Raw genomic sequence first — 22727 nt, 5'->3', positions numbered from 1 at the left:
GGCCGCCCACCCTACGGCACTAGCAACGGACGCCGGTTCGACTCCGGCTCCGGGCACCATCAGGCGGCCGCTGCGCCGAACCTGAAACTCGACACCGTCAACGCGCCGAAGAAGCTGTCCTCGTGATACACGCACGCGGCCGGCTCCTGCTCGGCCGCGCCCAGCGCCACCCACAGCGGCACGAGGTGATCCTCGCGCGGATGCGCCACGCGCGCGGACGGCGCCGCGCTCCAGTTCAGCAGCGCCCGTTCGCGCTCGGCCGGCGGCAAGTCCAGCAGGACGTGCTGCAGCCATGCGTCGAACGCTTTGGACGCCTGCGCGCCGGCCGGGCCGAACTGGCGCAGGTTGTGGAACGACAGGCCGCTGCCGAGGATCAGCACACCTTCATCGCGCAGCGGCGCCAGCGCGCGGCCCGCGGCCAGGTGGACGGCCGGGTCGTAGCCGTGGCGGATCGAGAGCTGCACGACGGGCATGCCGGCGTCGGGATAGATGGGCGCCAGCATCGAGAACGTGCCGTGGTCGAAGCCCCGTTCCGCGTCCAGCCGGGCGGGCTGGCCAGCGTCGTTCAGCAATTGCGCGACGTGCTCGGCCAGCCGCGGCTCGCCCGGTGCCGGGTAGCGGATCTGGTATGTATGCGGCGGGAAGCCGCCGTAGTCGTAGATCATGCCGGGCGCCGTGCCGGACGACACGGTGAACGCGTCCGTCTCCCAGTGGCTCGTCACGACGAGCACCGCCTTTGGACGCACGCCGACCTGGCGCCTGATGTCGACCAGCGACGCTTCCAGTTCCGCATAGGCGGGGCCGTACTGGTCCTTCATCCACGGCCACGGGCCGCCGCCGTGCGAAACGAAATAGGTGGGCAAGCGGGTCATGGAACCTCCTTCGAAACGGCGATCGGGATGTTCATGGTAGCCGATCTGCGTGGCGATCGTTTGTGGTCGCCGGATCGGGCACGATGGATTACCCGTCACGTATCACCGCGTGGGCACCCCAAGCCCACCAGCTCACCGCACCAGTGCGACCAGCGCAAACAGCCGCGCCGCGCGCATCCATCCGATCACGAGCACCACCAGCTGGGCCAGCACGACGGCGCCGATCGTCCCGGCCGTTCCAAGCGCCGGCACGCGCGTGCGCGCGAACGCGAGCACGGCCGCGAGCGCGAAGCCGAGCGCCGTGACGGCGAGATAGGTGCCCAGCAGCGCCAGCGGCCGGCGTGCCAGCAGGCCGCAGCCGTGCCACCACGCGGCGACGGCGGAGCCGCGGCGGCGGTCGGCGCCCAGCACGGCGCGCCCGACGTCGACCGTGGCATGGGCCACCAGGAACAGCGCGATTGTCGAGCACAGCGCAAGGTGCGCGGCACGGTTCGCGTCACTTTCGAGCAGCGCCGTCTCGGCAAACGTGCCGGCCAGCCGGTGCGCCCAGGCGCCAAGCAGCGCGGCGGCACCGAGCGGCACGACGGACCACACGAGCATGCGCGCGAGCCGCGGATAGTCCTGGGCGCCCGCCGTGAGCAGGGCGCCCATGCCGAGCAGCTGCGGCGCGCGCGCTGCGGCGATCGTCATCGCGGACAGCAGCGGGGAGACCAGCAAGGTCAGCACGAGCGCGACGATGCCGCCCGCACCCAACGCCGGCGCATATCGGTCCTTCGCGGCGCCCACGAGGTCGGCGAACGCGATCATGTCCAGGCGTTTGGCCAGCATGGCCGCGTACGGCGAATGATCGAGGCCGGCGGCCAGCCACTGCCACGCGGGCAAGGTGGCCGCGACGGCCGGCAGCAGCAGGAGCAGCGCCCACCACAGCAGCAGGCGCCATTGCAGCGCGCCGCGCGCCGCGGGCAGCACGGCGCGCAGGTCGGCCGGACGGGGCACGGCGGTGTTGTGTGCGGCGAGGGACGGGGACGCGATGGTGGATTCGGTCGTCATAACGTGGCGATCAGGGAGAGAAGGTATTCGGCGACGGCCTCGAATTCGAGACCCCAGCGGCGCGACGCGCTGGCGTCCGGTTCGAGCGTGCGGGCGTCATCGAGCTTGCTGACGTCGAGGTAGTGCTGGCGCTGCGGGTCGAGTTCCGCCTTGACGGCACGCGCCGGTTTCGTCCACGTGAATTTGTGCCAGCGTTCGTCCGCATCCCAGCGCGCGGTCTCCGTGCTGCCGTCCGCGAAGGTCACGACGAGCGTCTGCGGGACGGGCGCGCCCCGGCGCACGACGGTGACGTCGGTGCGGTAGGGATACGGGCCGGTGCCGTCCGGCGCGTGCGGATGCGCCTTGCGCCAGCGGGCGCGCGCGGCGTCGATCCACTTGTCGACGTTGGTCGGCTTGTCCTCGACGCGTGCGCCATCGTGCAACCGGGTGCCGGGCAGCGGCGTGAGCTCCGTGCTCGTGAGATCCTGGATGCGGTCGTCGACGCGCGCGACGGCATATACCTGGCGCGCAAACGCGTCCTCGATGACGGCGCGCTGGCCCGTCACCTCGGCCAGCGTCTCGCGCAGGTCGGCCACGCTCGGGTGGCGGAACTTCCAGCGCCGGTAGTACTCCTTGAACGCGCGCTCCATCGGCGCCCGGCCGATGCGCGCTTCGAGGTCGCGCATCAACGTGGCCGTGCGCGTGTACACGGGGCCGATGTCCTGCAGGCGGTGCCACGCGTTTTCTCCGGGCGCATCGGCCGGGTCGAGGCGTGGCGTGCCGCCGCGTTCGGCATCGAACGTGGGATAGCCGGGGGCGAAGCCCAGTCGGCGCAGCAGCGGCGTCGCGATGTAGGCGAGCTGGCCCTGGTCGCGCATCATGCGGTTGTCCCAGTATTCGTTGAGGCCCTCGTCGAGCATCGGTTCTTCGAATTCGTTCGATGCGAGCAGGCCGTAGAAATAGCCGTGGCCGAATTCGTGGATCGTGACGAAGGCGAGCTCGAACTGGTGCGCCGTGCGCGGTTCGACGTCCGCATAGGCCTCCGCCGTGAAGAAGGTCGGATATTCCATGCCGCCCGCTTCCTCCGCGTTGTACGGCGGGATCACGATGGTCAGCGTCTTGTACGGATAGGGGCCAAGCGTCGTCGAGAAATATGTCAGCGCGTCCTGCGCCGCCTTCAGCGCGGGCGCCGCGCTCGCGGCGAATTCGGGCGGGTACAGCACGGTCACCGTCACGGGCGGGCTGCCGGGGCCGGACCACGCGGCGACGAGGGGCTTCGCCGTCTGGCTGTCCGCGGTCCACGCGAAGTCGTGGACGTCGCCCTGCGCGAAGCGCCACGTGCGCATGCCATCCTTATCGACGGGCTGGCCTTGCAGCTCGCCCGTCGCGCCCACCGTGTAGCCGCGCGGGACGGTCAACGCGACGTCGTAGCTGCCGAAGTCGGCGTAGAACTCGGAGTTCAGGTGGAACTCGTGCACGTTCCAGCGCGGCGCCTGCGCCCCGCGCTCGCCCGGCAGTTCCAGCACGCCGATCTTCGGGAACCACTGTGCGACGAGGTGGAACGTGCCGAAATATCCGGTGCGCGCGACGACGCGCGGCAGCTGCGTGAGAAAGTCGATGTCGAGCGTCGTCGTGGCGCCCGGCGCGACCGCTTGCGGCAGGTCGAGGCGCACGACCGTGTGATCGGTGGGCGGCCCGTTGTCAGGCTGGATGAAGCGCCACGGCACGGCGGCACCACCTTGCGCGACGCGGCGCAGGTCGATGTGGCCCCACGCGTCCTTGATGTCGACGCCGGAGCGGAAGGTGCCGTCGCGCTCGCGCCGCTCCGTAAAATAGGTGCTGCCCGCGCCTTCGAACGCGTTCATGTACAGGTGCAGGTAGACGGCCTTCACGGCGACGTTGCTGCGGTTGCGCCACGCGAGTCGCTCGCGGCCCGCGACAGTGTGCTTGACCGGGTCGAGCGTGGCCGCGATGTCGTAGTGGACGACGCGGTCGGACAGCGTCGGCTCCAAGCCGGTACGCGGGCCGCCCCATGCATCCGGGGCGCTGGGCACGCGCACGGCAGCGGCATCGGGCGCGGCGAGCGCGATGCCGTCCGGCGAAGGCGGCACCGCGGGCGCGATGACAGGCGGCCGCGCCGTCACGGGCGCCGCGCCGGCCAGCAGGTCGGCGGCGAACACGGCGCCCGCCACCAGCAGGACGGCGGCGATGGCGAGGCGGACCCCGTGGGCGGCAGTGCCCCCGGGCGAGGCGAAACGTGGATTCATGCAAGACCCCTTGCGTCCATTGTTTTTGTGCTCACACTATATGCGAGTTCCGCGTCCCGTCGCCACGCATTTATGCCCGGGCCCGCGTTGGCAAGTTATAATCTTCGGGTTCTGGTGCCCGCATGCGCGTCTGCGCGTGCAGTTAAACGGGAAACACGATGCGCTTCGCCACCGGCGACGCGCGAACGTGTGCTGCCCCCGCAACGGTAAACAAGCGTCGCCGCACGGCGACAGGCCGCCCCGACAGCCACTGTGCTTGCATAGGAAGGTGGGACGGTCCGTCTTGGAGCCCGGAGACCGGCCAGACAGGGGAAGCCGGCGTCATGCCGCGCTTTTGTGTACGCCGGCGTGCGGGGACGCTTGCCGGTGCCAACTCGAAGACTGAACATCCAATGAATCTTGCCGCCTCCACCCGCGGCGCGCCGGCTATGAAGCCGCTCGCGCTGGCCTGTGCCATCGTCCTGTCCTTGTCCACCGGCGCCGCCTGCGCGCAGGACGACATCCCGTCCACCGTCGTCGTCACCGGCGCGCGCTTCCCCAGCGTGGAAAGCCTGCGCCCGATCGGCGCCACCGTCATCACGCAGGACGACATCCGCCGCGCCGGCGTCAATGACGTCAACAGCGCGATCCGCAAGGTGGGCGGCGTGTTCGGCCGCCAGAGCCTCGATTCGTCGCCCGACTTCGCGCTCGACCTGCGCGGCTTCGGCACCAACAGCGCGCAGAACATGGTGATCATGGTCGACGGCGTGCGCCTGAACGAGAACGAGCTGTCGAACGCCGTGCTGTCGACGATCCCGATCGACACGGTCGAGCGCATCGAGATCACGCGCGGCGGCGGCAGCGTGCTGTATGGCGAAGGCGCCACCGGTGGCGTCATCACGATCACGACGCGCCGCGCGCAAGCGGGCGGGCCGCACGGCTCCGTGTTCGCCGAAGGCGGCTCGTTCCGCGAGCACGACGTGCGCGCGTCGCTGGAGCAGACGGCGGGCCCCGTCAGCGCCGACATCGCCGTCGCGCGCCAGGGCAGCAACAACTACCGCCACAACAACGACTTCGACCAGACGACGGCGTCGCTGAACCTGCAGACGCGCTTCACCGGCGGCCGCGCCGGCATCCACGTCGAAAGCGCGCGCCAGGAGTCGCGCTTCCCCGGTTCGCTGACCCTCGCCGAATTCGACGCGGACCCGCGCCAGACCCACACGTCCAAGGACTTCGGTTCGCTCGACACGGACCGCGCGAGCGTCTTCGCGGAATACCGCCTGGGTCCCGTCGACCTGGCGCTGGACCTGTCGCACCGCGAGCGCAACGTGAGGTCGAACTATCTGTCGACGAGCTTCACGTCGGTGGGTGCCTACGACAGCCGCCAGGACCAGGTCTCGCCGCGTGCGCGCTGGCTGTCCGACGTCGGCGGCATGCTCAACGAACTGGTGGGCGGCATCGACGCCACGCGCTGGAAGCGCAAGACGACGGCGTCGTACTCGAGCGCGGACGCGAGCCAGTCGGGCCGCGCCGTCTACGTGCGCGACGAGCTGCGCTTCGATCCTGCGCACGAGGGCCGCGTCGCCATCGGCGCGCGCCACGAGACGTTCGACAAGGACTACGTCGACGCGTTCGTTGCGCCGGAAGACCGTTCGCAGTCGATGAACGCGTGGGAAGCGCAGGCCAGCTACCGCGTGCATCCGCAGGTCGACGTGTACGCGAAGGCAGGGCAGAGCTATCGCGTCGCGAACGCGGACGAGAACAGCTACCGCTTCCCGGCGACGGACATCCTGAAGGCGCAGACGTCGCACGACCTGGAGATCGGCACCACGTTGCGCCACATCCCGGGCGACGACAGCCGCACGTTGACGGCGCGCGTGTTCCGTCACCGCCTGAACAACGAGATCTTCTACGACCCGACGCTGAACGGCGGCTGGGGCGCGAACACGAACCTCGATCCGACGGAGCGCAAGGGCTTCGAGCTCGACGCCGACGCTGTCATTGCCGCCGGCTGGCGCGCGAGCGCGCACGCGCAGCACGTGATCGCCCACTTCACGGCGGGGCCGAACACGGGTCGCGAACTGGTGCTCGTGCCGAAGAACGTCGTGACGGCGCGCCTCGCGTGGGTGCCGGGCAATGGCCAGTCGGCCGACGTGGGCGCGCAATGGGTCGACAGCCAGCGCTACGGCAGCGACTTCTCGAACGGCTGCTCTGCACGCATCCCGTCGTACACGACGTTCGACGCGCGCTACGCCGTCAAGGTGGGCCAGTGGGAAGTCGCCGCGACGGGGCTGAACCTGGCGGACCGTCATTACTTCAGCAATGCGTTCGGATGCCAGTCCGGCATCTATCCGAGCGACGGGCGCCAACTGAAGTTGTCGGCGCGTTACGACTTCTGATGCGAACGTGCGTAAGCACTCGTTACGACCCGTAAGCAAATGCAATAAATAAGCCCCGGCTAAGGCGGACGTCCGAAAAAGTGGTAATCTCGCGGACGTTCGCTTAACCAACTCCAGAAGGAAATCTATGCGTTCCCTGCGTTTTGCCCTGCTCGCCACCGCGCTCGCCGCCAGCACCGCTTTCGCTTCGCCGACCGACCCGAAGAACGGTGTCGAGTACGTGACGCTCGCTCAGCCGCAACCGGTGCAGACGACGGGCAAGAAGGTCGAGGTGATCGAATTCTTCATGTACCACTGCCCGCACTGCAACGCGCTGGAACCATCGCTCGAACAGTGGGTCAAAAAGCAGGGTGGCAACATTCAGTTCAAGCGGATTCACCTGCCGTCCACGGGCCCCAACGATCCGGAAGCGCACCTGCACGTGACGCTCGAGGCGATGGGCAAGGCCGAGGAATTCCAGCCGAAGGTGTTCAAGGCCTGGCACGTGGATCACCTGCGCCTGAACACGGACGCCGCGATCATCGACTGGGTGGCGAAGAACGGCATCGACCGCGCTAAATTCCTCGACATGTGGAACTCGTTCGGCGTCATTACGAAGCTGCACCGCCTGCCGCAGCTCACTTCCGATTACAAGGTCGATGGCGTGCCGACCGTCATCATCGACGGCAAGTACCAGACGGCCCCCTCGATCGTCTACAATTCCGTCAAGGCCACCAGCGAGCCCGTATTGTTCCAGGCCACCTTGCAGGTGATGGACGCCTTGGTCGCGAAGGCGGCGAAGTCGAAATAACACACACACCGCAACACGAAAGGTAATAAACAGCGCAATGAGCAACGTCGAAGGGAAGATCCTCAAGATCTACGACAAGTCCAAGCCGGAAGAGGAGCACTTGTTCGACTCGAGCAATTGGAACCACCTGGCCTGGGTCCTCGTGGTCGTGCTCGCCGGTCTTGTGTTCTGGCTTGCCGTTGCGCTGGTGAACGCCGAGAACCAGCGCAACGCGCTTGTGTCGAAGCAATGTCAGGATCCGATCTTCAAGGGCGAGATCGACCAGCAATGCCTGCTGACCGTCCATTCGCGCGAGCACTGGTGGCAGCACCTGTGGTACGGCATGCGCCATGTGAAGCCGGAAGCGCCCGCGCCGGTCGTGCGCCGTCGCTGACGCACGCGCGGCATCACGCCACGCCGGCCGGGGCGCCATGCGCCGGCCTTCAGTTTCTACTAAGCTATTTCTCAATGAAAAAATGGTAATCTGCGGGTTTTCCACGACCTGAAGGATTGCCCATGCGTTTCCTGCGCGCCGCCGGCCTCGTCATCTTGCTCGGCCTGTCGGCCTCCCTCGCATCCGCCTCGCCTGCCGTGCCGCAGAACGGCGTCGACTACATCACGCTGACCCAGCCGCAACCCGTGCAGACGACGGGCAAGAAAGTCGAGGTCATCGAGTTCTTCATGTACCACTGCCCGGTGTGCAATGCGCTGGAACCCTTGCTCGAAGACTGGATTCATCAGCAGGGCGACCGCATCACGGTGCGCCGCATCCACTATCCGCTGACGGGCCAATCCGATCCGGAAGCGCACTTGTACCTGACGCTCGAGACGCTGGGCCGGCTCGGCGACATGCATGAGAAAGTGTTCAAGGCCGTACACGTCGACCATATCCGCCTGAACACGGACGACGCCATCATCGACTGGGCCACGAAGAACGGCATCGACCGCGCGCAATTCCTCGACGCGTGGAATTCGTTCGGCGTGACCACGCGCCTGCGCCAGTTGGGACGGATCGCGGCGCAGTACCAGGTCGAGTCCGCACCGACGCTCATCGTCGACGGCCGCTACCTGACGACGCCGGCGCTGGAGTCCGGCCAGATGCAGGGTGCTGATCGCGACATGGTGTTCAAGGCCACCTTGAACGTGGCCAGCAAGCTCGTCGACAAGGTCGCCCAAGGGAAGTAAGCGTTCAGTCGGCCAGCACGCCGTCCGGCAGGCGGATCACGAAGCGCGCGCCGCCCAGCGCCGACTGCTCGACCTTCAGGCTGCCGCCGTGCAGCGCGATCGCCTTGTGCGCGATCGACAGGCCCAGGCCGAAGCCGCCGGTGGCGCGGTCGCGGCTGCGGTCGAGGCGGTAGAACGGCTCGAAGATGCGGTCCCGTTCCTCGTCCGGAATGCCGGGGCCGTCGTCCTCGACGGCGATCTCGAGCGTGCCATCGTCGCGGCGCGCGCGCAGCGCCACCTCGTGCGCCGCGTATTTCTGCGCATTCCTCAGCAGATTGCCGATGGCGCGGCCGAGCAGGCGGCGGTCGGCGTCCAGGCTGCCCAGGCGGTCGCCGAGGTCCACGTGCAGGCGCTGCGGACGGGGATGCAGGCCATCCGCGCATTCGTGCAGCAGCGGCTCCAGTTCGAACAGCGCGCGCTGCGGGCCTTGTGCGTTGTCCAGCTTGCTCATCGACAGCAGCTCGTTGACGAGGGCGTTCAATTCGGCCAGGTCACCTTCCATTGCCGCGATGCGCTTGGCCAGCGCCGGATCGGCCGCGCGCGCGTTGAGCAGTTCCAGCGCGAACTCCAGCCGCGCGATCGGGGTGCGCAATTCATGTGACACGGAATGCAGCAGGTTCTTCTGCGCGTCCATCAAACCCTGGATGCGCTCGGTCATCGCATTGATGCGCTCGGCCAGCGGATAGACGGCGTCGGCCGGCCGCAACCGTGCGCGTGCCGACAACTGGCCCGCGCCGAATTCGTCGGCCACGCGCGACAGCGTCTGCAGCGCCCGCCAGTGCGCGCGCGACCACAGCGCGATCGGCACGAGCAGCGCGAGCGCCACGACGACGTAGCGCACCACTTCCATCGCGAGCGCCTGGCCGAGGTCGATCGGCAGGTTGTAGGCGCGGATCGCTTCCTCGTCGCTGCCGATGTAGCGCTCGCCCTTGAGGTCGACGCGGCGGAAGAACGCCTTGTGCTGCGGGTCCAGCACGACCTGGCCCCGTTCCAGCGCCGCGTGCTGGCGGGCGGGCAGGGCGGCTCTCGCCTGGTCGAGCGGGATCAGGTCGAAATGCGCGTCGGACACTTCACGCACCTTGTTCAGGCGGCCCAGCCATTCGTCGGCCGGCGCGCGGTCGACATATTGTTCGAGCAGGAAGATCTGCGCCGATGCCTGGCGCCGCGCAATGTCGTCCAGCGGGTCGCCGAACAGCCGCGCGAAGACGAAATAGATGACGAACGTCGCCCCCGTAATCGCCAGCATGACGAGCACGAAGAAGCGGAAGAACAGGCGATTCACGCCGCCATCCTCCGGTCGTGGCAACTGTCTGTGGCAAAGAGTCTGTGACGCATGGGCGGAATTGTATAGGAGCAATGGTCAGAAAAACTATTATTTACAAATTGAGGACAAAAGGCCGACAGTCCGCGGATGAACTTGTTGCGGCCACCCGGTACGATGCGTTCGGTTGGGTTTTCCGTTTGGCCCACCCGATGCGCGAAGACGGTGGGCCTTTTTTTATTCGCTATGGGAGGGACGAGACTGGACGTAGAATGTTGTCTTCCCGAATCTCCCAGTCCTGAACATGAACAAGCTTCTCTTCCTCGCCCTCTGCGCCGCCTGCGGCACGACGCGCGCGCAGACGCCGGCGACGAACCCCATGCCGGACGGCAGCCGCGACATGTACGTCGGCCTGGGCGTGCAATCGGCGCCGCGCTGGGACGGGACGGGAAGCCGCAAGGTATCAGCGTTGCCGGTGCTTCAAGTCCAATGGAGCAACGGCCTTTTTATTTCCGGCATGAGCGCCGGCATGCACTTGTCGACGGATCCCGTCGTCGAATACGGCCCGCTGCTCGCCGTGCAGCCGGGACGCGACGCGACGGGGACTGGGCGGTCGGCCGACGGCGTCGGTACCTACGGCCCTGCACTGATCGGCCCTGTGCCGGAACCGCTCGCCAAGTTCGACGGGCACGCCACGCGCCTGGACGGCATGGACAAGATCGGCACGCGCCTCACGGGCGGTGTCTTCGCGAATTACTACGTCACGCCGCAATGGCGCCTGACGAGCAGCCTGCTGTACGGCGCCGGCAACGACCGCGACGGCGCCCGGTTGGACCTCGGCGTGCAGCACCTGGCCGTCGACCTGGGCGCGCAACACCACGTGTCGCTGTCGGCCGGCGTGATGGTCGCGAACCGCAACTACAACCAGACGTATTTCGGCGTGACGGCCGCGGAGGCGGCGCGCAGCCGCTTTACCCAGTACGACGCGGGCGGCGGCCTGCAGGATGCCCACGTCGGCGTGCGCTGGAACTGGGCATGGTCGCCGTCGTGGATGCTGACGTCGAACGTGCAGGCCAAGCGCCTGCTGGGCAGCGCCGAACACAGCCCGCTCGCCGAGCGGTCCACCAACCTGACGGTTTCGACCGCCATCGCCTACCGGTTCTGATGATGCGCGCATCCCGCCAACTCGTCGCTGCCTTCGCCTGGCTGCCCGCGGTCGCTCCGGCCGTCGTGCATGCCGAGGCGCCGGCCGGCGAATGGGTGAGCTACCGGGATGCGTACCGGGCCATGGTCCAGTTCGAGAAATACGGCGGACCGAAGAACCTGCTGCAAAGCCAGTTGCAAGTGCAGTCGCGCGACCACGCCGGGCTGGGCGAGGGCGCCCAGCTCACGCTGACGGGCAGGACGACGCAGCTGAACCTGCCGCTGGACGCCCTCGGCCGCACCGTGTTCCCGCTGCAGAAGGCGGCCTATGACGAGAACGCGGCGCTGGTCCTGAACCGCAAGGGCATGCCGTTCGTGCTGCGCCCGCAGGTGACGATCGCGCCGCGCGCCGACGGCCAGTACGACGCCGCCGACCTGCGCACCGCGTGCGCACAGGCGCTGGGCTTCGTGCGCTACGTCGACGCGTCGCAGCGCGCGCGCCAGTGCGCCGGCGTGCGCTTCGTGTTCCCGAAAAAGGAATCGGCCGGCGCCCGGTTGCGCCACGCGGATGGCGCCGACCAGCCGTTGCCGGTGACGGCCGGCGCCGCTTTCTCGGGCGACCCCGACGAAGGCTTTCCCATCGTGACCTGGCGCTTCGGCACGTCCGCCGAGCGGGCCCAGGTCATCACCTACAACGCACCGCTCGCCATCGTTCCCATCTTCGAATGAGCGCTGCGGGCGGCCACCAGGAACAACGATGAACAAGACTATCCTCGTCACGGGCGCGAGCCGCGGCATCGGTGCCGCCTGCGCGCTGCTGGCCGCGCGGCGCGGCTACACCGTGTGTGTGAACTACCGCGACAACGCGGCGGCAGCGGCCGACGTCGTGCGCGCGATCGAGGCCGCGGGCGGCCAGGCATTCGCCGTCGCGGCCGACGTGGCGGACGAGGCCGCCGTCGAGCGTCTGTTCGCTACGATCGACGCGCGCTGCGGCCGGCTCGATGCCCTCGTCAACAACGCCGGCATCCTCGCGCGCCAGGCGCGCGTGGAGAACATGGACGCGGCGCGCATCAACCGTATTCTCGCGACCAACGTGACGGGCAGCTTCCTGTGCGCGCGCGAAGCCGTGCGGCGCATGTCGACCCGGCATGGCGGCAGCGGCGGCGCTATCGTGAACTTGTCGTCGCGCGCGGCCGTGCTCGGTTCGGCGAACGAATACGTGGACTATGCCGCGTCGAAGGCGGCCGTGGACGCGTTGACGATCGGCCTCGCGAAGGAAGTGGCGCAGGAAGGCATCCGCGTGAACGGCGTGCGGCCGGGCCTGATCGACACGGAGATGCACGCGAGCGGCGGCGAGCCGGGCCGCATCGCGCGCCTGCAGTCATCCGTGCCGATGGCGCGCGGCGGGACGGCGGGCGAAGTGGCGGCGGCCGTGCTGTGGCTGCTGTCGGCCGAGGCGTCATATGCGACGGGCACGTTCATCGATGTCTCCGGCGGGCGCTGAGGAGTAGGGTGGGGTGTTGGATGCCGGGGGCATCCAACACGTGCCCACGCGGACGTTCGCAAACCGCCGGCGTCCGCGTGGGCGGAGGACCGCCCACCCTACCTTAGATATCGTAGGGTGGGCACCCCGTGCCCACGCGTGGCGCCTTAATTCCAGGCGGACGGGGAGAAGAGGTAGCCCTCGCCCCACACGGTCTTGATCTTCTCCGACATCGTGTCGTCGAACTTGCGGCGCAGCTTGGAGATGCAGTTGTCGATGCTGCGGTCGAGGCCGTCGAACTCGATGCCGCGCATTTTCTTGAGCAGCTCGTCGCGCGACAGCACGCGGCCCGAGGCCTCGGCCAGCACGAGCAGCAGCTTGTATTCGGTATTGCTGAGCACGCACGGCTGGCCGCGCCACGTGACGCTGCGGTCGCTCGTCATGATGCGCAATGCGCCGAACTCGAGCACGCGGGTGTCAAGCGTCGTCTTCGTCTGGGTGCGGCGCAGCAGGGCGCGCAGCCGGGCGAGCAGCACGCGCGGCTGCACGGGCTTGTTGACGAAGTCGTCCGCGCCTTGCTCGAGGCCCGACACTTCGTCGTACGTATCCTCGCGCGCCGTGAGGATCAGGATCGGCACGTCGGACACGTCGCGGATCTGGCGGCACACGACCATGCCATCGAGCCCCGGCAGCATCAGGTCGAGCACGACGATGTCGGGCGCGGCGGTCTTGAAGTGCTCGAGCGCGGCATCGCCCCGCGTGACGAGGTCGACCGTGAATTCATAGCCGGACAGGTATTCCGTCACCAGTTCCGCGAGGCGCGGATCGTCTTCCACCAACAGTACGCGATACATGAGGATCTCCTTGGACCCCGCATTGTATAAGACGGGGCAACGCTGGCGCATGTTTGGTGGATAGAGATGACAAATTGGTACAGTTTCGCGACAAACGGGCCGTAGCACCTGCGTGGCCGGAACCGAGGTTTATCCATTATTCGGCATCTTCTCGAGCTCCAAATAATCCATCCTGAATAAAACTGCGTGCTTCCACGAGTACGCTTGCGTAGTCCTACTGATTCCCCCTGCGGTAAAGGTCATCTATAGTTTTATTATTCCCGACATATAAACGGTTAATAACAGGATTGTCGGGTTGATATATTTCACCAAGGAGACAATCAATGATAAAACTATTGCTCATATTGCCGTTTCTCGGCCTGCTATGGGTGTCGTTCTATAATCACGAGGGCCCGTCATTGTTCGGTTTTCCGTTTTTCTACTGGTACCAGCTGATGTGGGTGCCGCTCACTTCCCTGCTTATTTGGATCGTTTATCGTCGCGGCCTGCGCCAGGGAGAGGAATAATGGAGAAACAGATCGATTGGACGGCCCTCGCCGTATTCGTTTTCTTTTTCATCCTGGTAACGATACTCGGCTTCGTGGCCTCCCGTTGGCAGCGCGGCGAGGCGAGCAAGGAAACCGATCTCGAGGAATGGGGCCTGGGTGGCCGCAATTTCGGAACATGGATTACCTGGTTTCTGGTCGGCGGTGATTTCTATACCGCATATACCGTCATTGCCGTACCCGCACTGGTTTACGCGGTCGGTGCATATGGGTTCTTCGCGCTGCCGTACACGATTCTCGTCTATCCGATCGTTTTCATGATCATGCCGGCGCTGTGGCGCGTCGCGCAGAAAAATGGCTACGTCACGGCCGCCGACGTCGTGTACGGCCGCTACGGTTCCCGTCCCCTGGAGCTGGCCGTCGCGCTGACGGGCGTGATTGCCACCATGCCCTACATCGCGCTGCAGCTGATCGGCATGGAAGTCGTCATCAAGGCGCTCGGACTGACCGGGGAACTCCCGATCGCCGCAGCCTTCCTTATCCTCGCGCTCTACACCTATGCAGCGGGTTTGCGCGCACCTGCCCTGATCGCGTTCGTCAAAGACGTCATGATCTATATCGTCGTGCTGGTGGCGGTCGTTATTGTTCCCAGCAAGCTTGGCGGATATGGCGCCGTGTTTTCGTCCGCTGCTTCGGCTTTTGCCGTAAAGGGCGGGACAACCGGATTGACGCTGAAATCGCAACAGATTCTGCCGTTTGCGACGCTCGCACTCGGGTCGGCTCTCGCGGCGTTCATGTATCCGCATACGCTGACCGGCATTTTTGCGGCAAAAGATGGCGATACGATTCGCAAGAACGCGGTATTTCTTCCGGCCTACACTATCCTGCTCGGACTGATCGCGCTGCTCGGATTCATGGCCTATGCGGCAAAGCTGACCGTCAAAAGCAATAACGACGTCGTCCCGGCGCTGTTCAATACGCTCTTCCCAAGCTGGTTCAGCGGCTTTGCCTTTGCGGCGATCGCAATCGGGGCGCTGGTGCCTGCCGCCGTCATGTCGATCGGTGCATCGAACCTGTTCACCAGGAATTTCTGGAAACCTTATGTGAATCCGAATGTAACGCCAGCGGGAGAAGAAAAAGTCGCCAAGATCGTTTCGCTCGTCGTCAAGTTCGGCGCGCTGGTGTTCATCCTGATGTTGCCGACGAAGTTCGCACTCGACCTGCAATTGCTCGGTGGCGTATGGATACTGCAGACGTTTCCCGCCGTCGTGTTTGGCCTGTTCGTCCGGTGGTTCCGTGCACAGGCCCTGCTGGCTGGATGGGCGGTGGGCCTGTCGACGGGAAGCTGGCTGGCATTTTCTGATGGCATCAAACCGGTACACACGTTCGTCATCGGCGACACCAGCATTGCCATGTACACCGGCCTCGCGGCACTCGTCGTCAACGTCGTCACGGCCGTCGTCGTGCAAGGCGTGCTGAGCGCTCGAAAAACGGCCGAACTCGACCCGGCAGGTACGCCCGATCTGCTGTAACTCGTCCGAATCACCGCCGCGTCGCGGCGGCTGATCCCAAAAGAAACGGCCCGCGCGAGGCGGGCCGTGCGGGTCAGGCGGGGACGCGGATTACGCGAAATTCTGGTTCACGAAGCCCCAGTTGACGACGTTCCACCATGCCTCGACGAACTTCGGACGGGCATTGCGGTAGTCGATGTAGTAGGCGTGTTCCCAGACGTCGCAGGTCAGCAGCGGCTTGTTCTCGGTCGTCAGCGGGGTGGCGGCGTTCGACGTGTTGACGATGTCGACGGTACCGTCCGGCTTCTTGACCAGCCAGGTCCAGCCCGAACCGAAGTTGCCGACGGCCGATTTCTGGAACTCTTCCTTGAACTTGTCGAACGAACCCCACTTGGCGTTGATCGCATCGGCGACCGGGCCGGTCGGCGCGCCGCCGGCGTTCGGGGCCATGCAGTTCCAGAAGAAGGTGTGGTTCCACACCTGGGCCGAGTTGTTGAACACGCCGCCCTGCGATTTCTTGATGATCTCTTCCAGCGACAGGTTTTCGAACTCGGTGCCCTTGATCAGGTTGTTCAGGTTCGTGACGTAGGCCTGGTGGTGCTTGCCGTAGTGGTATTCCAGCGTCTCGGCCGAGATGTGCGGCTGCAGGGCGTCCTTAGCGTACGGCAGTGGCGGCAGGGTATGTTCCATGTCTTGTTCCTTAGTGAGTTGACGGGAGACTTTCTCGAAGTCTCTGCGGTACAGCAATTCGGGCGCTTATTCTAAACTGGTTAGCCGATCGTTGCAGATATGACTTTGCGAAACCACTATATTGTCATTCCAGTACGTCTTGCACGCCGGCGACGCTGACTTCGGCACTGCCTTCTGCCAGGCGGATGCGCAGCACGTCGCGCGGCTTGATCTGTCCCGGCGCATGGAGCACCTTGCCTTTCGCATTGCTGACGATCGCATAGCCGCGTTCCAGCGTCCGCTGCGGATTCAGCAATTCGAGCTGCGCCGCCAGCGCATGCAGCGCCTCGCGCCGCGCGCGCAACCCGTTCGCCACGCTGGCCGTCAGGTGGCGGCGGTCCGATTCCAGCCGCGTGCGCAGGCCGCTCCAGTCCGGACGATGGCGGGCCCAGCGCTGCTGCAACTGCGCCAGCAACAGCCCGTGGCGGTTCACGGGTGCGCGCACGGCATGCGTGAGAGTGCTGGCCATGCCGAGAAGTTTCAGGCGCTGGTGGGCGATCTGGCTCGATGGGCTCAACAGCCGGCGCGACAGGTTGTCCAGGCCCTGGCTCGCGTCGGACAGCACGCGGCTCATCGCCCGGCGCAGGTCCCCGGCATCGGCCTGCAACGACGCGAGCCAGTCGGCGCGGGCCGTGACGGCGAGCTCGGCGGCGGCCGTCGGCGTGGCGGCGCGCAGGTCGGCGGCAAAGTCCGCGATGGTGAAGTCCGTCTCGTGGCCCACGCCCGAGATCACGGGCATCGAGCAGGCGGCGAGCGCGCGCGCGACGGCTTCCTCGTTAAAACTCCACAAGTCCTCGATCGAGCCGCCGCCGCGGCATACGATCAGCACGTCGACCTCGCGCCGGTGCGACGCGATGGCGATGGCTTCCGCGATTTTCTGCGCGGCGAGCTGTCCCTGCACGGGGGCCGGATACAGCACGATGCGCACGTGCGGCGCGCGCCGCTTCAGCGCCGTGAGCACGTCGCGCAGCGCCGCCGCCTGCGGGCTCGTGACGATGCCCACCGTGCGCGCGAACAGCGGCAGAGCACGTTTGCGGGTTTCGTCGAACAGGCCTTCGGCGCCGAGCTTTTCCTTCAGGCGCATGAATGCCTCGTACAGCGCGCCCACGCCGGCCCGGCGGATCGCTTCCACGTTGATCTGGTAGTCGCCCCGCGCGCCGTACAAGGTGACGAGGGCGCGCACCTCGACCTTGTCGCCTTCGCGCGGCGTGAAGCCCGCGTACTGGGCGCGGCCGCGGAACATCACGGCCCGCACCTGGGCCGCGTCGTCCTTCAACGTGAAATACCAGTGGCCGCTTGCCGCGCGCGTGAAATTCGAGATCTCGCCGCCGATCCAGACGAGGGGAAACGTGCGCTCCAGCAGCCGCGCGACCTGCTGGTTCAGCGCGGTGACGGTCAGTACGGGCGGGGCGGCATAGGCCGGATCGGCGTCTTCGGTGGGGAACATAGGGTTGGGCTCGGCGGAACTGTCCACAAAAACATGGTTGGGCGCAGTGTAAGACACATCTGCGGTAAAACAACAGGTAGTTTTTGTAAACACCTGATTTTTATAATAAAACGCTGCTGCTCGATTTCGATGCAGCAACCTAATTTCCTTATGGATCAATGGCTTGGATGCATCGCCGGGTACTTGGCCACAATCTTATCCACAGAATGTGTGTGAAAGTGAACAAGGTGCGCTGCCTCCAAATTCAGCGTGCATATGTTTTTCTAAAGCAATCAAAGACTTAGGTCGCAGTCCCGGGTCTTGCTCACATCGTTTTCCACAGTTTATGTGAACAGGTGCGGCTTGGCGCCGCCTCGAGCTTGCCCCCGACGCCGACTAGCGCGCTGCCTAAAAAATCCGCACGGAAAAAATCCCGTTTAAATTCAAACGGTTTGGGTGCGATCAAGGCCCTTGCTCACAATCTTTTCCACAAAATATGTGAAGAATACCGACAACCGTCCAACGACGTCGGCACGGCCCCGCCGCGAAGCTTGCGCGGCAGCGGTTGCGTAACCGAAGGACGCGACTATACCGCAGCGCCGCCGAGGCCGCGCCAAGCGGCCGTTCCGGGCAACGCCTTGTGCACAAGCCCGGTTTGCCTAAAAAATGGGCTTGAATACAAAACGTGTTTCAAATCAAGGGGTTGAGGATGCAATCGTGCGCTTGCTCACATCGTTTTCCACAGTTTGTGTGCAAAGTCCGGGATCAGCGTCGGGCAGGCGGGGGAAACGGGGATAAGTCCCGCCTGCCTAAAAATAGGGCGGCGACATGTTTAGCTTACAAATCAAACGTTTATGCATTGGTTAGTGCGCTTGCGCACAATTTTGTCCACAAAAATTGTGCAGAACGCACGTGCGGGAACTCGGCTGTAGTCGCACTCCAGGCTGCCTATTTTTTGAACTCGGGAATTTCCCTGAGTAAAATCAATAACTTACCGCCTGGAAACCTGATTCCTCACAAATTTATCCACAGAAATTGTGGGCAACTACATGACCGTCTTTCGACCATTGGCGGAAGAAATTGCTTTGTGGAAATCGATAGCGTGCGTGCCGCGTTTTTACGCACGGAAAAATATCCTTTAAGAATCAAGACCCTTACATGCGAAAGGCCGTCTTGCGCACACTTTTATCCACAGAAAGTGTGCAGAACTCTACTTGCCGCAATCCGGGCAACACGTTACATTGCGCAACTGACTTGTACATCGTTTTTTACCCATCCAGGAGTCCCATTTGCTCGCCATTCTCCAAGCCGCCGGCTGGCCCATCTGGTTGTTGCTGATCGCCTCGATCATTGCCCTGGCCCTGATCATCGAACGCCTGATCTATCTGCGCCGCGAAAAAATCCTGCCGCGCCAGCTGCTCGATGAAGTGATCCAGGTCTATCGCAGCGGCAAAGTCACACCGGACATCATCGACAAGCTGCAGACGAACTCCCCGCTGGGCGCCGTGCTGGCCGCCGCGCTGCGTAACGTCGACGCCCCGCGCGACGTGATGAAGGAATCGATCGAAGAGGCGGGCAGGGGTGTCGCCCACGTGCTGGAGCGCTTCCTGACGACCTTGGGCACGATCGCGTCGCTGGCGCCGCTGATGGGCCTGTTCGGCACCGTCGTCGGCATGATCGAGATTTTCGGCGCCCAGAACGCGAGCGGCACGAACCCCGCGCAACTGGCGCACGGCATCTCGGTGGCGCTGTACAACACGGGCTTCGGCCTCGCGATCGCGATGCCCGCGCTCGTGTTCTACCGCCACTTCCGCGCGCTCGTCGACAGCTTCATCATCGACATGGAGCTGCAGGCCGTGAAATTCGTCGACGTCGTCCACGGTGCCCGCAAATGATCGACTTCCGCCGCGGCCGCAAACGCGAGGATCCGGAAATCAACCTGATCCCGTTCATCGACGTGCTGCTGGTCGTGCTGATCTTCCTCATGGTGACGACGACGTACAGCAAGTTCACGGAACTGCAGATCACGTTGCCGACTGCGGACGCCGAGAAGGCCGTCGAGAAGCCGTTCGAGATCAACGTCACGGTCGACGCCAAGGGTAACTACACGGTGAACAACGTGCCCGTCGCCTTCCACGGCGTGGCGAGCCTCGCCGACGACCTCAAGCGCGCGGCCAGCACGGGACCGGACGGCCAGCCGCTGGCAACGCCCGTCAAGGAACCCGTGATCATCGTCAACGCCGACCAGTTCGCGATGCACCAGATGGTGATCAACGTGCTGGAAGCGGCGCGCATGGCCGGCTACGACAAGCTGACCTTCGCCGCGCAGACGGGCGGCCAGAAGTAACCGTCGCCGCCGTTCCGCATGCGCGGCGGCGGCGTTTCTGATCCTGACAGTGGCATCTTCCCTCGAATCGACACTCACCCGCGCCTGGCTCCGGCGCGGGCCGCTGGCCGTGGCCCTGTGGCCGCTGTCCCTGTTGTTCCGCCTGCTCGCGGCGCTGCGCGTCGCCCTGTACCGCGCCGGCATCCTGAAGGCGGAACGCCTGCCGGTACCCGTCATCGTCGTCGGCAATATCTTCATCGGCGGCACCGGCAAGACGCCGCTGACGATCTGGCTCGCGCAGCAGTTGCGCGCGGCCGGCATGCGGCCCGGCGTGATCTCGCGCGGCCACGGTGGCGCCGAAGACGCGCCGCGCGAAGTGCTGGCGACGTCGCGCGCGCAGGACGTCGGCGACGAGCCCCTGCTGATCGCGAGTCGTGCCGGCTGTCCCGTCGTGGTCGGCCGCTTGCGCGCCGCGGCCGGGCGCCGCCTGCTCGAACTGCATCCCGACGTCGACGTGCTGATCACGGACGACGGCCTGCAGCACTACGCGCTCGCGCGCGACGTCGAGATCGTCCTGTTCGACGGCCGCGGCACGGGCAATGGCTGGACCTTGCCGGCCGGCCCGCTGCGCGAGGCGCCGTCGCGCCGGCGCGATTTCACCGTCGTCAACGCGCCCGAGATCGGCCCGGCGCTGGCCGCCGCCGTGGGCGGGGCGCCGTGGCAGATGCGTCTCGCGGGCGACTGCGCGGAGCGCCTGATGGATGCGGACGAGCGCGTCCCGCTGTCCGCGCTGCGCGGGAAACGCGTGCTGGCAGCGGCCGGCATCGGCAATCCGGGGCGCTTCTTTGCCATGCTGCGCACGGCCGGCCTTACCGTCGCCGAGCTGCCGCTGCCCGACCACCACGACTTCCGCGACGACCCGTTCCGCGCGGTGGATGCCGATGTCATCCTGGTCACGGAGAAGGATGCAGTAAAATGTCGGCAACTTGAACACATCAACAACGACCCGCGGCTGTGGGTCGTCCCCGTCGGCGCGCAGATCGATGCCGCGCTGGCCGCCCAAATCGTGGAGAAATGTCGTGGACGCCCGACTGCTTGATATCCTGGTCTGCCCGCTGTGCAAAGGACCGCTCGACTATGACAAGAAAGCGCAGGAACTGATCTGCCGCCCGGACCGCCTCGCGTATCCGATCCGCGACGGCATCCCGATCATGTGGGCCGAAGAGGCGCGCAAGGTCGAGCCGGCCCTGTGACGGGTCGGGTATTCCTGTGAGCTTCGTCGTCATCATCCCGGCGCGCTTGGCGTCGACCCGGCTGCCGAACAAGCCGCTCGCGGACCTGGGCGGCAAGCCGATGGTCGTGCGTGTGGCGGAACGCGCGCAGCAGTCGGGCGCGGCGCGCATCATCGTCGCCACCGACCACGCCGACATCGCCGCCGCCTGCGCCGCGCATGGCATCGAGGCGTGCATGACACGCGCGGACCACCCGTCCGGCACCGACCGCATCGCCGAAGTGGCGCACACGCTGGGCCTGGCGCCGGATGCCGTCGTCGTCAACCTGCAGGGCGACGAGCCGCTGATCGATCCCGCGCTGCTGGCCGCCTGCGCCGCGCGCATTTCCGCCGACGTGCCGATGGCCACGTGCGCGCATCCGCTGTCGAGCGTCGAGGATGCTTTTAATCCGAACGTGGTGAAGGTCGTGCTGGACAAGCTCGGACGCGCACTGTACTTCTCGCGCGCGACGATCCCGTGGCACCGCGACGGCTTCGCGGCCGATCGCGGGCAACTGCCGGCAGGCTACGTCCCGCTGCGCCACATCGGCCTGTACGCGTACAGCAACGCGTTCCTGCAACGCTATCCGCAGCTCGAAGCGTCGCCGCTGGAGTCGATCGAGGCGCTGGAACAATTGCGCGTGCTGTGGCATGGCGTGCCGATCGCCGTCCACGTGACGGGGGAGGCGCCGCATGCCGGCGTCGATACGCCAGCCGACCTCGAGCGCGTGCGACTTTTCTATACATCTTGATCTCGTTGGAAACTACTCTTCAGGCTGCTTGCGCCAGGTCAAACGGCTGAGAGATCGCCGGCCGCGGGTGGCGTTTGATGCTGCTTTTGTGGTAAGTTTCGTATGAGTAGCTAGATATGCATCATGCAGTTATTTGTGCCCAGCAATAACTGCCGTAAAAAAATTATTAGATACCTTTAGGAATCCTTCATGCGTCTCATTCTGTTAGGAGCCCCCGGCGCCGGTAAAGGCACCCAGGCAAACTTCATCAAAGAAAAGTACAACATCCCCCAGATTTCCACCGGCGACATGCTGCGTGCTGCCATCAAGGCCGGCACCGAGCTGGGCCTGGCTGCGAAAAAAGTGATGGATGCTGGCCAGCTGGTGTCGGACGACATCATCATCGGCCTGGTGAAGGAGCGCCTGAAGGAAGCTGACTGCGCCAACGGCTACCTGTTCGACGGCTTCCCGCGCACGATCGCGCAGGCCGACGCCATGAAGGACAGCGGTGTCAACATCGACTACGTGCTGGAAATCGACGTGCCCGACGAACTGATCGTCGAGCGCATGAGCGGCCGCCGCAGCCATCCGGCCTCGGGCCGCGTGTACCACGTCAAGTTCAATCCGCCGAAAGTCGAAGGCAAGGACGACGTGACGGGCGAACCGCTCGTCCAGCGCGACGACGACACGGAAGAAACGGTCAAGAAGCGCCTGGCCGTCTACCACAACCAGACCGAGGTCCTCCTCGGCTACTACAACAAGTGGGCCGATTCGGGCCTGCCGGGTGCGCCGAAGTACCGCAAGATCTCGGGCGTCGGCCCGGTCGAGCAGGTACGCGACGCCGCGTTCGCGGCGCTCGCAGGCTGAGCATTCGAGGACGGCGGCGCCGTCCTTTTTTTGGCTCCGGATGACAAGCGCCATCCGTCCAGGTTTTTAGATCATAGTTTTGTCGCACATCGGGTGCGGCGA

General features: G+C 65.5%; 22 protein-coding genes and 1 riboswitch. Of the genes, 15 read left to right on the top strand and 7 right to left on the bottom strand.

The window, feature by feature from the left end; translation table 11 throughout:
* Nucleotides 1-59 precede the first annotated feature (59 nt).
* The 3 genes from NX784_RS27925 to NX784_RS27915 form a co-directional block, all read right to left on the bottom strand.
* A complete protein-coding gene (locus NX784_RS27925; RefSeq protein ID WP_258819937.1) occupies nt 60-872 on the bottom strand; it encodes a DODA-type extradiol aromatic ring-opening family dioxygenase in 813 nt (270 codons plus the stop codon).
* Between the two features lie 132 nt (nt 873-1004).
* A complete protein-coding gene (locus NX784_RS27920) occupies nt 1005-1922 on the bottom strand; it encodes a hypothetical protein (RefSeq protein ID WP_258819936.1) in 918 nt (305 codons plus the stop codon).
* Nucleotides 1919-4168 (bottom strand): M1 family metallopeptidase, encoded by a 2250-nt coding sequence (locus NX784_RS27915; protein ID WP_258819935.1) that lies wholly within the window; start codon nt 4166-4168, stop codon nt 1919-1921. Before NX784_RS27915 ends, NX784_RS27920 begins: the two co-directional genes overlap by 4 nt.
* A 95-nt stretch (nt 4169-4263) precedes the next feature.
* A riboswitch (cobalamin riboswitch) is annotated at nt 4264-4488 on the top strand.
* Nucleotides 4489-4560: 72 nt separating this feature from the next.
* On the opposite strand from NX784_RS27915, the gene NX784_RS27910 reads away from it, so the two are divergent.
* The 4 genes from NX784_RS27910 to NX784_RS27895 all read left to right on the top strand — a co-directional run bounded on the left by NX784_RS27910 (nt 4561) and on the right by NX784_RS27895 (nt 8500).
* A complete protein-coding gene (locus NX784_RS27910; RefSeq protein WP_258819934.1) occupies nt 4561-6546 on the top strand; it encodes a TonB-dependent receptor family protein in 1986 nt (661 codons plus the stop codon).
* Between the two features lie 127 nt (nt 6547-6673).
* Nucleotides 6674-7336: a thiol:disulfide interchange protein DsbA/DsbL gene (locus tag NX784_RS27905; RefSeq protein ID WP_258819933.1), complete on the top strand. Its 663-nt coding sequence runs from the start codon at nt 6674-6676 to the stop codon at nt 7334-7336.
* A gap of 37 nt (nt 7337-7373) precedes the next feature.
* Nucleotides 7374-7709 (top strand): hypothetical protein, encoded by a 336-nt coding sequence (locus NX784_RS27900; protein WP_258819932.1) that lies wholly within the window; start codon nt 7374-7376, stop codon nt 7707-7709.
* A 122-nt stretch (nt 7710-7831) separates the two neighbouring features.
* Nucleotides 7832-8500 (top strand): thiol:disulfide interchange protein DsbA/DsbL, encoded by a 669-nt coding sequence (locus NX784_RS27895; protein WP_258819931.1) that lies wholly within the window; start codon nt 7832-7834, stop codon nt 8498-8500.
* Nucleotides 8501-8504: 4 nt separating this feature from the next.
* Here the strand turns inward: NX784_RS27895 and NX784_RS27890 are convergent, their stop codons facing one another.
* The gene (locus NX784_RS27890; protein WP_258819930.1) at nt 8505-9821 is read right to left on the bottom strand and encodes an ATP-binding protein; all 1317 of its coding nucleotides are present in this window, start codon (nt 9819-9821) and stop codon (nt 8505-8507) included.
* A 283-nt stretch (nt 9822-10104) separates the two neighbouring features.
* Here NX784_RS27890 and NX784_RS27885 point away from each other — a divergent pair, with 283 nt between their 5' ends.
* From NX784_RS27885 to NX784_RS27875, 3 genes are read left to right on the top strand one after another with little or no spacing between them, the layout of a single operon-like run.
* Nucleotides 10105-10965, top strand: coding sequence for a MipA/OmpV family protein (locus NX784_RS27885; protein WP_258819929.1), 861 nt, complete (start codon nt 10105-10107; stop codon nt 10963-10965).
* The gene (locus NX784_RS27880) at nt 10965-11672 is read left to right on the top strand and encodes a hypothetical protein (protein WP_258819928.1); all 708 of its coding nucleotides are present in this window, start codon (nt 10965-10967) and stop codon (nt 11670-11672) included. Before NX784_RS27885 ends, NX784_RS27880 begins: the two co-directional genes overlap by 1 nt.
* 28 nt (nt 11673-11700) lie before the next feature.
* A complete protein-coding gene (locus NX784_RS27875; RefSeq protein WP_258819927.1) occupies nt 11701-12447 on the top strand; it encodes an SDR family oxidoreductase in 747 nt (248 codons plus the stop codon).
* 146 nt (nt 12448-12593) lie between these two features.
* On the opposite strand, the gene NX784_RS27870 is transcribed toward NX784_RS27875, so the two are convergent.
* Entirely contained in the window at nt 12594-13280 is a 687-nt protein-coding gene (locus NX784_RS27870; protein WP_258819926.1) for a response regulator, read from the bottom strand.
* Nucleotides 13281-13606: 326 nt separating this feature from the next.
* On the opposite strand from NX784_RS27870, the gene NX784_RS27865 reads away from it, so the two are divergent.
* Nucleotides 13607-13786: a DUF3311 domain-containing protein gene (locus tag NX784_RS27865; protein ID WP_258819939.1), complete on the top strand. Its 180-nt coding sequence runs from the start codon at nt 13607-13609 to the stop codon at nt 13784-13786.
* Nucleotides 13786-15297, top strand: a complete 1512-nt coding sequence (gene mctP / locus NX784_RS27860; RefSeq protein WP_258819925.1) for a monocarboxylate uptake permease MctP — start codon at nt 13786-13788, stop codon at nt 15295-15297. Before NX784_RS27865 ends, mctP begins: the two co-directional genes overlap by 1 nt.
* Before the next feature lie 90 nt (nt 15298-15387).
* Here the strand turns inward: mctP and sodB are convergent, their stop codons facing one another.
* Both sodB and xseA read right to left on the bottom strand, forming a co-directional pair.
* Nucleotides 15388-15966, bottom strand: coding sequence for a superoxide dismutase [Fe] (gene sodB / locus NX784_RS27855; protein ID WP_258819924.1), 579 nt, complete (start codon nt 15964-15966; stop codon nt 15388-15390).
* 124 nt (nt 15967-16090) lie between these two features.
* Nucleotides 16091-17452, bottom strand: a complete 1362-nt coding sequence (gene xseA, locus NX784_RS27850) for an exodeoxyribonuclease VII large subunit (protein WP_258819923.1) — start codon at nt 17450-17452, stop codon at nt 16091-16093.
* A gap of 1268 nt (nt 17453-18720) precedes the next feature.
* Here xseA and NX784_RS27845 point away from each other — a divergent pair.
* The 6 genes from NX784_RS27845 to adk all read left to right on the top strand — a co-directional run bounded on the left by NX784_RS27845 (nt 18721) and on the right by adk (nt 22625).
* A complete protein-coding gene (locus tag NX784_RS27845) occupies nt 18721-19326 on the top strand; it encodes a MotA/TolQ/ExbB proton channel family protein (RefSeq protein ID WP_036237285.1) in 606 nt (201 codons plus the stop codon).
* Nucleotides 19326-19778, top strand: a complete 453-nt coding sequence (locus NX784_RS27840) for an ExbD/TolR family protein (protein WP_166860022.1) — start codon at nt 19326-19328, stop codon at nt 19776-19778. Before NX784_RS27845 ends, NX784_RS27840 begins: the two co-directional genes overlap by 1 nt.
* Before the next feature lie 49 nt (nt 19779-19827).
* Nucleotides 19828-20856, top strand: a complete 1029-nt coding sequence (gene lpxK, locus NX784_RS27835) for a tetraacyldisaccharide 4'-kinase (protein ID WP_258819922.1) — start codon at nt 19828-19830, stop codon at nt 20854-20856.
* Nucleotides 20837-21010, top strand: coding sequence for a Trm112 family protein (locus tag NX784_RS27830; protein ID WP_258819921.1), 174 nt, complete (start codon nt 20837-20839; stop codon nt 21008-21010). The genes lpxK and NX784_RS27830 overlap by 20 nt, the downstream gene beginning before the upstream one ends.
* 16 nt (nt 21011-21026) lie before the next feature.
* On the top strand, nt 21027-21779 hold the full coding sequence (gene kdsB, locus NX784_RS27825; RefSeq protein ID WP_258819920.1) for a 3-deoxy-manno-octulosonate cytidylyltransferase: 753 nt from the start codon (nt 21027-21029) through the stop codon (nt 21777-21779).
* Between the two features lie 189 nt (nt 21780-21968).
* Nucleotides 21969-22625 (top strand): adenylate kinase, encoded by a 657-nt coding sequence (gene adk / locus NX784_RS27820; protein WP_258819919.1) that lies wholly within the window; start codon nt 21969-21971, stop codon nt 22623-22625.
* Nucleotides 22626-22727 lie beyond the last annotated feature (102 nt).

This window comes from Massilia pinisoli (genome assembly GCF_024753285.1).
GTDB lineage: Bacteria > Pseudomonadota > Gammaproteobacteria > Burkholderiales > Burkholderiaceae_D > Telluria > Telluria pinisoli.
Note: the sequence above shows the minus strand (reverse complement) of the source record. Positions and strands in the feature narration are given on the sequence as shown.